The sequence below is a fragment of the Alteromonas sp. 009811495 genome, from assembly GCF_028865455.1.
Lineage (GTDB): Bacteria > Pseudomonadota > Gammaproteobacteria > Enterobacterales > Alteromonadaceae > Alteromonas.
Window position 1 is genome coordinate 3436038 of record NZ_CP113972.1, and the last position, 16052, is coordinate 3452089.

Genomic DNA, 16052 nt, shown 5'->3' on the forward strand with positions numbered 1-16052 from the left:
ATGTTATCATCAATTCGAATACAACTGATTGCCGTTTTAGTCGCTCTTGTGGCACTCATTTTGGCGCAGGGGTTTATTGCCAGAGAAAACCAAGCCATTCTCAATAGTGGCGTGTCTTCGGCTGCCAAAGCAGTTATAGATGTGGGGTTAGTAAAAGAGCTTGAACGCGATGTCGTAGACTTACAACGCAACGTGCTCATTTTTAAAGAAAATGCCAGTCAGTCAGCCATCACTCGTTTTGGCAGATTGATGGTTACGATAAACTCCAAGCTCGACCAGTTAGCCAAAGCCGACTCACCTGATGTGCGGGCCGCTGACGATTACATTTTAACGCGTATGCGTGAGCACCTTACGGCGTATCAAGAGAATTTTAACCAAGTGGTTGATGCACGTTCAGAACGCGATAATTTAGTCGCCTATGGCACGCTGTCTGATATCACAACGCTAGAGCGAACACTTCAAGATGCATTAGATAAAGGTGCATTGAACGAAGCGTCGATTGACAGTGCGCTGTCACTACTTTTGCGTGCGGAAAACGCCATGCTTAAGTATTTGTCTAAACCTGACATTAACTATACTAAGCACTTTAACGATGCCATTAATGCTTTTCAATCTTTACCATTGTCAAACGACGAAGCAGTTCAAGGCCGCATTGTCAGACTGACGGAAAAAGCAAAGGCCGACTTTTTCAAGCTCACTCAAATAACCCAAGGCAATCTATTTTTAGTCAATGTCGTAATGGCAGGGTCTGCCAACGAATTTTTGTATTTAAGTGGAGAGCTAGCAAGCAAAGTAACGTCTGACTCAGAAATTATAACCAAACGTACGTACGCGCTTGCCAAAAACACGCAGCAAAATGGTGAGCTATTTTCCCTTTTTGCCATTTTATTGGCATTGATTGCTGCACTATTCTCTACGCTTCGCATTTTGGGTCCCATTCGCTCCATTACCGAAGTATTCAACAAACTTTCGCGCGGCATACAAATCTCTCATATTCCCGGCAGCACACGTAAAGATGAAATTGGGAAACTGGCTAGGGCAGCGTTGGTGTTCAGTGATAAAAATCGCCAAACGGAAAAGCTGCTGGAAGACACACAAAATATGAATGCCCAGCTTGAGAATCTTAATAAAGCGCTAACTGACTCAAAAATTAAGGCTGAACAAGCTACGGCCTCTAAAAGTATCTTTCTTGCCAATATGAGCCATGAAATTCGCACGCCGATGAATGGGATCATAGGCTTGATAGAACTAGCACAACAACAGGATTTAAACCCAACAGTTAAAGGCTACCTTGATAAAGCCGCGTACTCAGGGCAAATATTGTTGAGTGTTATTAACGACATTCTCGACTTTTCGAAGATAGAGGCGGGCAAACTAAAAATAGAAGAAGTGAGCTTTTCTCTTCATTCTTTGTTTGACAATCTTATTGCTGTAATCGCACTTCGAGCGAAAGAAAAGAACTTGTCTGTTCATTTTACTGTTAACCCCAAAATTCCACCCCAAGTGATAGGCGACCCGTTACGTATTGCTCAAATCATTATGAATATTGGTAATAATGCCGTTAAGTTCACCGAGCAAGGAAGAATTGATATTGAGTTTGACGGTGAACTAAATGCGAGCGGTAACGTCTTGTCACTGACAATGCGTATTACTGATTCTGGTATAGGAATGAGTAAATCGCAGCTTGCCAGAATTTTTAACCCTTTTACACAAGCCGACGGCTCTACCAACCGGAAGTACGGGGGTACGGGTTTAGGTTTAGCTATTGTAAGTCAACTTACTGAACTTATGCACGGCCAGCTGCACGCCACTTCTGTACTGGGCAAAGGCAGCATGTTCGAGGTTTCATTACCACTTAAAGCATTTAAGAATCAAAGTGGTGTATTAGAGCGCGTGCCCGAGTTACCGAGCGATTGCGTTTATATCACCAAAGAAAAGCTTTTGCCCCGCAGTTATTGCAAACAAATTAATGTAAATAGCAGCGCGATAATGTCAGTTGAAGAGGCTAAGCAGGCTGAATCATTACCCTCTCACATCCTCGTCGACATTCCAGAGTTTAGTGTATTCAGGCTCAATATTGCGTGGTTAAATCAGCTACTGGAACAAGGGAAATCCATTGGCTTGATCATGGAAAGTGCTGGCAGTGCGTTGCAGTCAAAATACGCCTCATTGTGGAAAGGGCCATTTATTATGCACCCATTCACACCGGCACAGTTCGAGCGCTTCGTTAATCAAATGATTAACAATGACGATGAAGCCGCGATGGATTTTGAGGATGACAACCAAGCAGTTAGTCTTGAAGGCCATGTTTTACTTGTCGAAGACAACAACATCAACCAATTGGTCACAGGAGAAATGCTAACTAACCTGGGGCTTACGTTTGATATTGCTGAAGACGGTAAACAGGCGGTCCGAAAAGTCGAAAACTCCCCGGAGTACGACCTTATTCTCATGGATGTTCAAATGCCCGTGATGGATGGTTACGAAGCCACCATCTCATTAAGAGAAAAAGGGTACAAACATATCCCTATCATTGGCCTGTCAGCTAACGCAATGAAAGAAGATAAACAGAGCGCAATAGAAGCAGGTATGGACGACTACCTGACCAAACCTATAAAACAAAAGTCTCTGGTAGCACTTTTAATGCGTTACTTGACGAAACAAAGTGGCCAACACCGAGCGTAACGTGTGGATTGTATTAAAATCAGGGCAATGACATAAAGAAAGGGCTGTCTATAAGACAGCCCTTTTCTCAAATAGCATAGTTGCTAAACGTTACAGTGCCTGAATTGTCTCGAACTGCTCTTTAAGTTTCGCAAGTGCTTTTTCGCCCTCGTCCAACTTAGCACGCTCTTTTTCGATAACGGCTTCTGGTGCATTGCTTACGAACTTTTCGTTACCCAATTTACCGCGAGTGCGAGATACGTCTTTCTCGATTTTCTCCATGGCCTTGGTAATACGAGCAAGCTCTGCGTCTTTGTCGATAAGCCCCGCCATTGGGATAAGAATTTCCATCTCACCCACAAGCGCTGCTGCACTTGCTGGCGCTTCTTCACCGTCTTTCAATACGGTTACGGTTTCAAGTTTAGAAAGCTTATCAAGGAACGCTTTAGCGGCATCAAGACGGCGTGCATCTTCATCGCTTACGTTCTTAAGTAGCGCATTAAGTGGTTTGTTTGGAGAGATATCCATTTCACCGCGGATATTACGAATACCTACGATAAACTTCTTCACCCACTCAATGTCGGCAAGCACTTTATCGTCTTGCTTCGCAGCATCAACTTCAGGGAATGCCTGAACCATAATGCTAGCGCCTTCTTCTACTTTAAGCGCACTTAGTGGAACAACGCGCTGCCAAATAGTATCGGTAATAAATGGCATTAGCGGGTGCAACAAGCGAAGCAGGCTTTCAAGTACGTTAATAAGCGTATGACGCGTACCGCGCTTTTCAGCTTCTGTGCTAGCGTCATTGTTAAGCACAGGTTTAGTCAGCTCTAGATACCAGTCACAGAACTGGTTCCAGGTGAACTCGTAAACGGTTTGCGCAGCAATGTCGAAACGGTAGTCTTCAAGGGCCTTTTCAAACTCAACCAGCGTTTGTTGGAACTTCGCCCAAATCCAGCGATCGGCCATACTAAGCACCATCTCGCCGCCGTCACGACCTGTATCGTGCTCTTCTGTGTTCATTAATACAAAACGCGATGCGTTCCAAATTTTGTTACAGAAGTTACGGTAGCCTTCAACACGGGCCATATCAAAATTGATATCGCGGCTGGTTGACGCCATCGCTGCAAAGGTAAAGCGTAATGCGTCAGTACCGTAAGCTTGAATACCATCAGGAAATTGCTTGCGAGTACGCTTAGCAATTTTTTCAGCAAGCTGCGGCTGCATCATACCCGCGGTGCGCTTAGTCACGAGCGACTCGATATCAATCCCGTCGATCAAATCAATTGGGTCAAGCACGTTGCCCTTCGACTTTGACATTTTGTCGCCGTTCTCATCGCGGATAAGGCCGGTAATATAAATGTCTTTAAACGGGATCTTGCCAGTAAATTTCTTGGTCATCATGATCATTCTGGCAACCCAGAAGAAGATAATGTCAAAACCCGTTACCAATACTGAAGACGGAACAAACGTTTCAAGATCTGGTGTTTCTTCAGGCCAGCCCATGGTTGCGAATGGCCAAAGCGCACTTGAGAACCAAGTATCAAGAACGTCGTCATCTTGTGAAAGGGAAACATCACTACCAAGTCCATGCTTTTCACGCACTTCTTCTTCAGTGCGGCCAACAAAAACATTACCATTTTCGTCGTACCACGCAGGGATACGGTGTCCCCACCACAGCTGACGTGAAATACACCAATCTTGAATATTGTGCATCCACTGGTAATACGTTTTGTTCCAGTTCTCTGGCACAAAGCGAATTTCGCCACTTTCTACTGCTTCAATAGCAGGCTTTGCAAGAGACTCAACGGCAACATACCATTGGTCAGTTAGGTATGGCTCAATGACGGCACCGGTTCTGTCACCGCGCGGCACTTTTAGCTTATGTGGTTCAATCTTAACCAGTGAACCTTGTGCTTCTAGGTCTGCAACAATTTGCTTACGCGCGTCGAAGCGATCTAAACCACGGTATGCTTCTGGCGCATCATCGTTAATTTTCGCATCGTCGGTAAGAATATTGATCATAGGTAGGTTGTGACGCTTACCCATATCGTAGTCGTTGAAGTCATGAGCTGGCGTAATTTTAACGCAGCCTGTACCAAATTCTTGGTCAACATAGTCATCGGCAATCACAGGAATTAAACGACCAGTAATAGGCAGCTTAATTTCTTTGCCGATAAAGTCTTGATAGCGCTCGTCATCTGGGTGCACTGCAACCGCTGTATCACCTAGCATAGTCTCAGGGCGGGTAGTCGCTACTACTAGCTCACCGCTGCCATCCGCTAGCGGATAGCGCATGTGCCACATGTGGCCGTCTTCTTCTTCGTTCAGTACTTCTAGGTCTGATACTGCAGTGTGAAGCACTGGGTCCCAGTTTACCAATCGCTTACCGCGATAAATAAGGCCTTCTTCGTGCAATTTCACGAATACTTCTGTCACAGCTTTAGACAGGTCTTCGTCCATGGTAAACACTTCGCGCGACCAGTCAGGTGACGTACCCAAACGACGCATTTGGCCGGTAATAGTACCGCCGCTGTGCTCTTTCCATTCCCACACTTTTTTAATGAAGTCTTCGCGACCTAAATCGTGGCGAGTCTTACCCTGTGCGTTAAGCTGACGCTCAACGACCATTTGTGTTGCGATACCCGCGTGGTCTGTACCCACCTGCCAAAGCGTGTTGTCACCTTTCATGCGGTGGTAACGAGTAAGGGCATCCATAATGGTTTGTTGGAAACCATGGCCCATATGAAGGCTACCCGTTACGTTGGGTGGCGGAAGCAAAATACAATATGGGTCGCCACTGCCTGAAGCTTTAAATAAACCCGCATCTTCCCATGACTTATAGCATTGCTGCTCGATGGACTGCGGTTCAAAGGTTTTATCCATTACTTACTCTCAAATTGAAGCTAGATGCGAAAAACTTATGCAGATTTAAACTGCATATTGCAACCAGCTTGCTGATAGTTTTTATATCTTACCCGTGCCGCTTGCTTAGCGTTTTCATCCACGGGTACAAAATCAATAATTTGGCGATGTTGGTTGGGCGAAGGCACCATGCCAGAGCCCACGTTTACCACCATTTGTCGCCTGGCTACCTGTTGCGGTTGCCAACAAATTTCTACCGGCGTACCCGTTTGTGGACCTTCACCGTGAAGGTTGTGAGGAACAAAACGATCTGACGGTAGCTGCCACAACAATTCATCAACCTGCTCAGCCTGCGCCTGAGTGTCGCACAATACGCTAATCTTTTGTTTATTAGCGTATGCCGATGCAATCACTTCACTGGCGCGGCCTGCCACACCATTGTCGCTACTGGTAAGTTGATAAAAAATAACCTGTGGCATGAATAATTAGTCCTCTAACTTGATGTCTGCGCGGTTCATTAAGAACTGAGACAGCATAGGCACTGGACGACCCGTTGCGCCTTTGTTCTTACCACTGCGCCATGCTGTACCGGCAATATCAAGGTGCGCCCAGTTGTATTTTTTAGTGAAGCGCGACAAGAAACAGCCAGCGGTAATTGAACCAGCAGGACGACCGCCTAGATTTGTCATGTCCGCAAACGGACTTTCAAGCTGCTCTTGATAATCGTCCCATAGCGGTAGACGCCACGCGCGATCTGAACTTTGCTCAGATGCATTAAGTAGTTCGTGTGCTAGCGGGTTGTGTGTGCTCATTACCGCTGTTGCATGGTGACCAAGCGCGATAATGGCCGCCCCCGTAAGGGTAGCTACATCGATTACCAACTCTGGCTCAAAACGCTCAACGTAAGTTAGCGCATCACAAAGCACTAAACGACCTTCGGCATCCGTGTTTAACACTTCAACCGTTTGGCCCGACATTGTCGTTAAAATATCGCCCGGACGATACGATTTGCCGTCTGGCATGTTTTCACAGCCAGCAAGTACACCAATAACGTTAATCGGCAAATTCAGCGCCGCAATGGTATGCATGGTACCTAGTACCCCTGCTGCACCACCCATGTCGTATTTCATTTCATCCATCGCTTCGCCAGGCTTAATTGAAATACCACCTGAATCGAACGTAAGACCTTTACCTACAAGCACGATAGGCGCCTGATCAGCAGGGCCACCACGATGGTGCATAATACTCATCATGCTTTCGTTGTCAGAACCACGACCAACCGCAAGATAGGCCTGCATGCCTAGCTCAGCCATTTGGGTTTCATCAACCACTTCCGCAGTAACACTGTCGTATTGGCTTGCCAATTCTTGTGCTTGTTGCCACAGATATTCTGGATTACAGATATTTGGCGGCATGTTAGCCACATCTTTGGTTACTTTAGCGCCGCGAGATACTGCAAGACCGTGCTCAACAGCACGCTCTCCTACCGTTAGTTCACGGCGAGTAGGTACATTAAATACGATTTTACGCAGAGGACGACGAGGCTCGCCTTTTTTAGTTTTAAGCTGCATGAAGGTATACAGCGTATCTTCAGTCGCTTCTACTGCTTGGCGCACTTTCCAATACGTGTCGCGGCCTTTAACGTGTAATTCAGTTAAGAAGCACACTGCTTCCATTGAACCCGTTTCGTTCAGCGTTTGAATCGTTTTGGCAATGATGTTTTTGTACTGGCGCTCGTCTAGTTCACGCTCTTTACCACAACCGACAAGAAGGACTCGCTCGCTCAGTACATTTGGCACATTGTGTAAAAGCAACATTTGACCTGCCTTGCCTTCTAAATCGCCGCGGCGTAGCAAGTTGCTGATGTAACCTTCACTGATTTCGTCTAGCTGTTCAGCCACTGCCGTTAGGCGGCGCGGCTCAAAGACACCCACAACAATACATGCACTGCGTTGTTTTTCTGGACTGCCACTTTTTACACTAAACTCCACGATATCACCTCGCTTTTCGTCGTTTATGGTTTGCACGATGACTAAAATCACGTAACGTTTCGCGCTGCTTTATGTTTTAATACACAGCATAACTATTTAGTACGCTGCAAATCACGCAAAACGCCCTATGAAATATAGGCTATTTTTGCGTCAAAACACCATGCAAACGGTTTATGATTGCAGGCAAAACTTGTAAAAACGGTAAGTTTAAACAAAATTGTGCATTCTTTCACTAAAATTCCTAATTTTCCGGAAGGACTGAGATGCTGATATTCCGCTATTTACTTAAGGAAACGCTGAAATCTCAGTTAGCGATTTTCTTCATCTTAATGGCAATTTTTGTCACCTTGAGGTTTGTGCGCGTTTTAGGCGACGCTTCTGACGGTGATATCCCTGCAGGCCTTGTTTTAGGCTTTTTAGGTTTATATGCCCCAATACTCTCATCACTCGTGTTACCCATTAGTGCGTACTTGGGCATTATGTTGGCCCATGGCCGATTGTATGTAGACAGTGAAATGACCGTCATGCGTGCCTGTGGTATCAGCGAATGGTACGTCACGCGGGTTATGTTGTTTTTATCTGTGCTGATAATGATAGTCACGGGGGCTATTACGTTATATTTCGCACCACTGGCGGCGGAAAATGAATACCAATTACGCGAGAAAGCTCGCAGTGAGGCAGGAATTTCTGCGCTTATGCCTGGACGATTCCAGCAAACTGGCAATGAAAAAGCCGTTATTTTTGTTCACGACGTTGATAGCAATAGTGACAATCAAGACCAGTTACTTCGCGTATTCTTGTCGCAAAATCAGACCGAAGGTAATGATGGCGAAGTGCGGGTAGTGTATGCACAAACGGGCGAAGTAGCCAACAACCCAGACGGCACGCGAAACCTTGTACTTAAACAAGGTGTGCAGTATGAAGGCAATCAATCTGAAAAGGCTTATCGCAAAGTTGAGTTTGATGAATACCAAATTCAGATTGCAGATAAACCCGCTGATGAAACCCGTAAAAAAGTGAGCGTATTACCCACATCAGAACTATGGGAAGACGACAGTATTGAGGCACGTGCTGAGCTTCAATGGCGTATTGCCATTCCATTATCTATTCCATTTTTGGTCCTAATCGCGGTACCGCTGAGTGCGGTAGATCCTCGTCAGGGACGCTTTGGTAAAATGTTCCCCGCAATACTGTTGTACTTAGGGTATTTCTTGTTATTACTTGCAAGTAGACGCGTACTCGAAGATGGCAAAATGCCACCTCAATTGGGGCTTTGGTGGGTGCACACAATCATGCTGATAATTGGTATTACCTTGATTGCTCGAGATAGAAAAACCGGCACGCAATTTCGTGCGTGGATATTGGGGAAAAAGTAAATGTTTAAGATCCTCGATCTCTATATTGCGCGCACACTATTAGGCACAATAACGGTCACGCTAAGTGTCCTTATCGGTTTAAGTGCACTGATTAAGTTTGTTGAGCAGCTAAGAAAAATAGGCGAAGGTGACTATGACATGATGGTTGCTTTTCTCTATGTTTTACTGAGTTTACCACGCGACTTAGAACAGTTTTTCCCGATGGCAACCTTGCTTGGCGGCCTGATTGGTATGGGCGTGCTGGCGAGCAACAGCGAGTTAGTAGTGATGCAAGCGGCGGGACTCAGCCGCTGGAATATCATTAATTCTGCCATGAAATCGACATTGGTCATGATATTACTGGTAATGGCTGTGGGCGAATGGGTTACTCCTTACAGTGAAACCAAAGCCAAGCAAATTCGTACCGAGGCCATTTCTGGCGGTAGCTTATTTTCATCTGACAAATTAGTGTGGGCTAAGGATGGCGAGCGATTTGTAAGCATAGGTCAGGTGCTTAGCCAAGACTCGTTAAAAGATATTAGTATCTTTAATTTTAATGATGATTTATCACTGCAAAGTATTACCTATGCCAAAAACAGTGAGTTCGATGGCGATGGTTGGTGGCTAAGCGATGTCGAGGTAACGCAATTCAGCGATACTCAAGTAACGCTTGAGGCCAGCGAGAGTATGCGTTGGAACTCCACACTCACTCCAGATAAGTTGGGTATAGTTGCAGTTAAGCCAGAGGCATTGTCGATAACTGGCTTATTAGATTACGTAAACTACCTTGAGAATAACCAGCAAGACCCTGCTCGTTACGAATTGGCGCTTTGGCGGAAGATTTTTCAGCCCATATCGGTTGGCGTTATGCTGTTAATGGCGTTGTCATTTATCTTTGGCCCATTGCGAAGTGTTACTATGGGTGCACGCGTGATCATGGGCGTACTAACAGGTTTTGGATTCTTTATTCTAAACGAAGTATTTGGGCCGGTAAGCTTGGTGTATCAACTTCCGCCTTTCTTAGGTGCCTTACTCCCTAGCTTACTTTTTGCTGCTATCGCAGGAATAATGTTAAGGCGCTGATTCGCGCCTTACGCTATTTACCAACTTTTGTGGTCGTTGGCTTCTTTGGTGAGCTTTAACACCTCGGTCTTCGCAAGACGGTCTTGCAGTGATTGTTTGTTTTTAAAATCGAATAAAACAAGCAATGTACCCAAACCGCCCAACGATGCTATTAAGCGTATGAACAAGCGCGGCCACGTCATTGGCTCTTCAACCGTGCTATAAATTCGCAAACGCCATGCTCGCATGCCTAGGGTTTGACCGCCTCGGCGCCAGAACCACAAGAAAAAGCCCACTATCCACACGCCTACCCATGTTTGAATAAGCAGTTTATAGCCAAATGACGCTTGAATAAGATCAGCGGGCTCAGCATAACCTTGCAGGTCAAGCGCACCATTTTTCAGCATAACCACCAGCGTTACGATCATCACCATGGCAGCGCACATCCCCACGGCAGTTGCCACTAGCGTATCGTAAATCATTGCCAACAGGCGACGCACAAACCCTGCCCGCTCCATTTGCTCAGTATTTTGCGTTTGAACTTCGTTGTCATTGGCTTGAACAGCACGTGCTGCTTTCTTTTTTCTGTCTCTGGCCATGAATAACCCGTTTTATAACTTCATTGACGCGTAGTTTGCCACATTAGCGTTAATCTACAAGCAATCATAAGTGAATCAGGTGATTAAGAATTATTCAGTCAGCATGAATACTGCCCTTTTTGGGTAAAAAAAGCTTGTACCCTTTAACGACATCGCTATAATGCATCCCACATTGATAGCACATCTATCGAAGCCAGAGTGGCGGAATTGGTAGACGCAGCGGATTCAAAACTAATCGCGTCTAACAATCACGATATGGCAAGTCATTGAAAGGTAAAGCGCCTTTTGACTATAACAAGCCAAAGATAGCTTGCAAAGATTTGCAAAGAATCGCGACGGAAGTTGTGCTTTGCAAGGCATGGATACCAAAGCCAGAGTGGCGGAATTGGTAGACGCAGCGGATTCAAAATCCGCCGCCCGCGAGGGTGTGCCGGTTCAAGTCCGGCCTCTGGTACCATCCATCTATTCTTTGCACACATTAAACCGACCTTTGAGTCGGTTTTTTTGTGCGTGATTTCTAGTTACTCATTTCCAATCTGGGCTAGTATGCTCCATATGAAAAGTGGAAAGCTATTCGCTTCATAGGCCATCCCCGGTAATTCAACTTCTTCTTCATTATTTGAAGCATATTTTTCACTCAACGCTATTTGGTACATTTCGTTTAAGAAGCCTGTGAGATAACTTTTTAGCAGGTGCACCGTTACTGAATCAGTAAACTGATGTTTTACCACATGCCATAGAGGCATGGACAACCGGGCATTGAAACTAAGGCCAACACTGTTCTGAGTCGCTTCATTGAAAGCTTCTCTTACCTCTCGTAAAAGGTTGTCTGTAAATTTTGTACTCAAGTTTTGAACCCAGAAATCTAAATTGCTTCCTGCCATTTGAGACGTAAGTTCATGTACTAAAGCATCCCTGACTTGCGTTTCGTAAATGTTTTCAGCCAGCGGATCGAGAACTGCTACGTATATTGCGTTGGGGTTGGGAAAAACCTTAGAGAGTTCTCCCCATTTCTGTGTGGCATAAACTAATGCGTGGTAACCTTTCGTCTCCAACCGCTGCGCAATATGTGAAGATATGGCGTTAAGTGCGTCAATCGTGTACCTGGGGAGGTCACCTCCGTTGTCTAAATCATTATCTATCCATCCGTCAATTATGGGAAATTCAATAGCCACTGAAAGCATGTTCTCATCTATGAACAAATCATTGGTATAAAATTCATAGTAATGCTGTTCTGGAAGGTAAGGAGTTAAAGTAAGGTTATTTCCGTCGAAATCAGGAATTAACACAAGAATATTTCTTTGATGAAAAATCACCTCTTGTGCGTAAGCATCTCGTATAGTCCTACTTTGCATCGGAGCTATCAAGATGCAATCAATCAGTTCTTTATTGAGGTCAGGAAACAGATAAGAAAAGTAACTAGTGTAGGCCAAGAGCTCTGTAAAGCTTTGCCTTTCTGCATTTCTACCTACCTTAAGTTCAATTATCGCTATTCCTCCTGATTCGTATAATCCAAATAAGTCGACTCTAATTGGGAAAGCATTTTTTTTATTTAGCCTAAGTTCTCTCGCCTGTATCTCCAATTCCTTCAGTGAAGAAATCATCGCAAATATTCTTTCTTCAACTTTCTTTTGAACATTTCCCGCCAAAGAATTTTCATAGAATGATTTCTTAACTGGAGAGATACATTTATACAGATCTGTTCGGTGCCTATCGTAAATGTAATCTCGTAAATCACTCTCTTTAATTTGCATTTAAAAAACCCCAAGCACTCTGGCTATCACCCCCGATATTACTGCCAGCATAACAAACAAGGACCAGATCCAATGTTCCTTTATGTATTCGATTATTGCTTTTGGATGAGCGCCGTATTTATCCATCCATGAAGCATTAGTTTCGAGAGAGCCATCTGCTAATCGTTCTACAATATTTGAGATACAATCAACCTTCCTTAGCGTTGACTGGTGTAGCTTAACGTACTCACCATTATCAAAAGCAGCGGCTTCTTCTTTACCGGTCAAGGCACCAGTGTCTGTCATATGATTGAGCTTTATTAGCTCATGAAATCGACCTGCTTCACCATGCCCAACATATTGACGACCATATAACCCCACCAAAGCTCTTGCCAAATCAAACTTCTTGTCATCGGGCACGACAAAAGGCTCGCCGCCCAAAACCTGAAATCGATGTTCAATGGCAGAAAAGCCATAATTACCGTCACGCATGTTCCAGTGAATAAAGTTAAAGGTTTGGCGATATTTAAGATATTCATAAAAATCTGCCAGCATCTCCTTTTCTAGCTGGTCATATTGCGTCGGGATATCCGCAATTTCTATGCCTCGACGTTCCGCTATTTTGTGAATAGAAAAGCTCTCAGTTTGAGCTGTCTTTAGATTTCTTAAGGCTATTGAAGTGACACGAGGAGTCCTGCCGTCCTTGATATCATAGAAAGACTCGCAGGAGTAATGTATCAGGAAAACATGTTCAGCTCTTTCGACGAGTCTTTCTAGCTCTTTCTTAGTTTCTGAACGTTTTTTCAATCGCTTTATTTCAGATGACATAAGTATTCCCTGAACTGGGTTCCGTTGACCAATTTTTCATCGACTAGACGCCACCATAGAACGTATTCACAAAGTCTTTCAGCTTTTCTGTAAGGCGCGGTATGACTTTCTTGCGCTGAAGAATGCTTGGTGGTTTCTCCATGAGTCCTGCCACTTCTTCACGTAACGGTTCTTGGTTGTTGTAAATCATTCGTTCGACAATATCTTTCATGCGTTCTGGAACGAGTTGCTCTTCTTCTGCAATTTGCTTTGTAGCCTTTTCTTTCTCGACTTCCCAATACGCTGCAAATGCGTCGTCTACTTCTTCGGCAGACTTAACATTAGGTAGGTTCTCTTTAATAAATTTATCGATGAGCTCCTGTTTACTTCTTAGGTTAGGATCACCATTCACCGCTTGCATCAGTGCCTTGTACTGATACTGGTATTCTTCCTCCGACTCGGTTTCTTTTAACTTACTAAGGAGTTTAAGTATGTAGGCAACGTTTATCTCATCCATCGCCAAGAGTTCGAGTTCAAAGTCGACCTCTTCCAGAACAGACACCTTCTCTTTGGCATTATTCGTCTTCACTTTGTCGTGTAAGTCGAGGTACTTACTCTTATAGTCTTCGAACTCTTGCTCACCTATTCGCACGTCGTCATAACTAAAATCTGCAAAGCTTTCCATAATGTTCTTCAAGCGCATTAACTCGCGAAACGCTTTTATGTATTCCAGTTCCTGATTTTCATCTTCCAAACTGTCGACACTTTCAGGATCTGGGGCGATTGCTAAAAGATTGCCAAAGGCTTTGTTGAAGAGCTTCACAAACTCGTCATACGGCGGCATTATGACAGTGTCTTTAGCGTCTTTATTTGAAAACAGAGCCAGAGCTTCATCTGTGCGCTTTTTGAGGTTGCGGAAGCACACAATATTACCTTGTGACTTCTGCTCGTTGAGAATTCGGTTGGTGCGAGAATATGCCTGTATCAAACCATGATATTTGAGATTCTTATCGACAAACAGCGTGTTCAAGGTTTTGCTGTCAAAGCCTGTAAGGAACATGTTTACTACCAACAGTATGTCTACCTTACGCTGGCGAACCTTCTTTGAAATATCGTTGTAGTAGTTATAGAAAGACTCGCTGTCTTTAGTGGTGTAACTGCAACTGAACATTTCGTTATAATCACCGATAAACTGCTCTAATTTATCGCGGCTGTGACTATATACAGCTTGAGGTTCCGCCACCTTATCCAAGTCGTTATCGTCTAGTCCATCGGCATCGGGATCTTCTTCATTGGCTGCATAAGAAAAGATGGTCGCCACTCGTAAGTTATGTTTTCCTTCCGCTTTCTTTTTGGCAAACAGTTCGTAGTACTTTATCAACGCAGGAACGCTTGATACGCAAAACATCGCCGTAAATTCTCTGCTATGAGTCTTACGGTTATGTTGAGCAATGATGTAATCGACAATTTTTTCTAGCCGAATCTCTGATTCCATCAACTCTTTGGTGTCGATACCTTCAACTTCAATGTCTATCTCGTTTGCACTGTCTTTCTTCTTGTACCTGCCGACATACTCAACGTTAAACTTAAGTACATTCTCATCTTTAATCGCATCGACAATGGTGTATTTGTGCAGTGGCTTATGAAACAAGTCCGTTGTTGTGTATTTGCGAGACGATTTTGAAACAGCGTTTTCAACAAAAATCGGCGTACCAGTGAAACCAAACATTTGATGCTTTGTGAAGAACTGGCTGATTTTTTGGTGGGTATCACCAAACTGGCTTCGGTGACACTCGTCAAAAATAAACACAATATTTTTATCTTTAACCGGCTCCATTCGTTTAGAGTAACGCTTGTGGCTAATGGCGTTGTTAAGCTTTTGAATGGTGGTAACAATCAACTTTGTATTGCGTTGCTCATTGATTTTGTTAGCCGCAACCGGCGCATCGGTAAACTGATCTACAAGTAACTTTGTATTGTCCGTACTATCCACACACCCTTTCGAAAAACCATTAAACTCTTTGCTGGTTTGGTAGTCGAGATCCTTGCGGTCAACGACAAACACTACTTTGTGAACTTGACTGTCGCCTGTAAGCAACTGGGCCGTTTTAAATGAGGTTAAGGTTTTACCCGAGCCCGTAGTATGCCAGATATACCCATTCATCTTATCGGTTGATTGTGCACTTGCAACTAAAGCCTGGCGTTCGGCAACGCGTTCGATAATCGCTTCAGTTGCATATATCTGGTACGGCCGCATCACCATGAGAATACGGTCAGTCTCATTTAATACCACGTATTTCGTGATCATGGCGGTGAGATGATTGGGCGTTAAAAACACCTGCGCGAAATCAGCCAGATCACTGTAACGTTTAGTATTTAACTCATCTGCCCAGAAGAACGTTTGCTTGAAACTTTGTTTACGGTTGTTAGCGTAATACTTGGTGTTCGCTCCGTTGGATATAACGAATACTTGCACGTACTGAAACAGGCCATCTTCTGCCCAATAAGAATGACGCTGATAACGGTTTATCTGATTGAAAGCTTCTTTTAGTTCGAGTCCACGGCGCTTAAGTTCGATTTGCACCAAAGGCAGGCCATTAACCAGTATAGTTACGTCATATCGGTTCTTGTAACGACCTTCTACGGTAACTTGCTGAGTAACCTGAAAGTGATTTTGCTTAACATCTTCATCCAGAAAACGGATATAACCAGTGGTGCCATCGTCCTTATTGATTTGCAGTCGGTCACGAAGAATCTTGGCCTTATCGAACACGTTACCTTTCACTAAGGCATTGCGAATTTGCTTTAGCTCAGTATCGCTGATATCAAAACCGTTAAGCTTGGAAAGCTGCGCTTTCAAGTTTGCTCTTAATGATTTTGTATCCGTGATTTGTACACGCTCAAAACCTTGCTTCGCAAGTTGTGCAACGAGCTTATTTTCTAATTCTTGTTCCGACTGATAGGCCACATTTACTC

General features: G+C 44.3%; 10 protein-coding genes and 1 tRNA gene. 4 read left to right on the plus strand and 7 right to left on the minus strand.

Going from position 1 to position 16052, the window contains the following annotated elements:
- Positions 1-2685 (plus strand): hybrid sensor histidine kinase/response regulator, encoded by a 2685-nt coding sequence (locus OZ660_RS15590; RefSeq protein ID WP_274741534.1) that lies wholly within the window; start codon positions 1-3, stop codon positions 2683-2685.
- 90 nt (positions 2686-2775) lie between these two features.
- On the opposite strand, the gene OZ660_RS15595 is transcribed toward OZ660_RS15590, so the two are convergent.
- Genes OZ660_RS15595 through pepA form a run of 3 tightly spaced genes read right to left on the minus strand, consistent with a single transcriptional unit; the run spans position 2776 to position 7520 of the window.
- A complete protein-coding gene (locus tag OZ660_RS15595; RefSeq protein ID WP_274741535.1) occupies positions 2776-5550 on the minus strand; it encodes a valine--tRNA ligase in 2775 nt (924 codons plus the stop codon).
- Between the two features lie 35 nt (positions 5551-5585).
- On the minus strand, positions 5586-6008 hold the full coding sequence (locus OZ660_RS15600) for a DNA polymerase III subunit chi (protein ID WP_202262374.1): 423 nt from the start codon (positions 6006-6008) through the stop codon (positions 5586-5588).
- Between the two features lie 6 nt (positions 6009-6014).
- On the minus strand, positions 6015-7520 hold the full coding sequence (gene pepA, locus OZ660_RS15605) for a leucyl aminopeptidase (RefSeq protein WP_159626508.1): 1506 nt from the start codon (positions 7518-7520) through the stop codon (positions 6015-6017).
- Positions 7521-7783: 263 nt separating this feature from the next.
- Here pepA and lptF point away from each other — a divergent pair, with 263 nt between their 5' ends.
- On the plus strand, positions 7784-8896 hold the full coding sequence (gene lptF / locus OZ660_RS15610) for an LPS export ABC transporter permease LptF (protein ID WP_274741536.1): 1113 nt from the start codon (positions 7784-7786) through the stop codon (positions 8894-8896).
- On the plus strand, positions 8897-9958 hold the full coding sequence (gene lptG / locus OZ660_RS15615) for an LPS export ABC transporter permease LptG (RefSeq protein WP_202262375.1): 1062 nt from the start codon (positions 8897-8899) through the stop codon (positions 9956-9958).
- Positions 9959-9975: 17 nt separating this feature from the next.
- On the opposite strand, the gene OZ660_RS15620 is transcribed toward lptG, so the two are convergent.
- Positions 9976-10455 carry an RDD family protein gene (locus OZ660_RS15620; protein ID WP_232369776.1) on the minus strand — a complete coding sequence of 160 codons (480 nt, stop codon included), beginning with the start codon at positions 10453-10455 and terminating at the stop codon, positions 9976-9978.
- Positions 10456-10906: 451 nt separating this feature from the next.
- On the opposite strand from OZ660_RS15620, the gene OZ660_RS15625 reads away from it, so the two are divergent.
- Positions 10907-10993 (plus strand) — tRNA-Leu (locus OZ660_RS15625).
- A 64-nt stretch (positions 10994-11057) separates the two neighbouring features.
- Here OZ660_RS15625 and OZ660_RS15630 read toward each other — a convergent pair.
- From OZ660_RS15630 to OZ660_RS15640, 3 genes are read right to left on the minus strand one after another with little or no spacing between them, the layout of a single operon-like run.
- The gene (locus tag OZ660_RS15630; RefSeq protein WP_274741537.1) at positions 11058-12290 is read right to left on the minus strand and encodes a hypothetical protein; all 1233 of its coding nucleotides are present in this window, start codon (positions 12288-12290) and stop codon (positions 11058-11060) included.
- Positions 12291-13097 (minus strand): hypothetical protein, encoded by an 807-nt coding sequence (locus tag OZ660_RS15635; RefSeq protein ID WP_100656998.1) that lies wholly within the window; start codon positions 13095-13097, stop codon positions 12291-12293.
- A 43-nt stretch (positions 13098-13140) separates the two neighbouring features.
- Positions 13141-16044 (minus strand): type I restriction endonuclease subunit R, encoded by a 2904-nt coding sequence (locus tag OZ660_RS15640; protein WP_274741538.1) that lies wholly within the window; start codon positions 16042-16044, stop codon positions 13141-13143.
- Positions 16045-16052 lie beyond the last annotated feature (8 nt).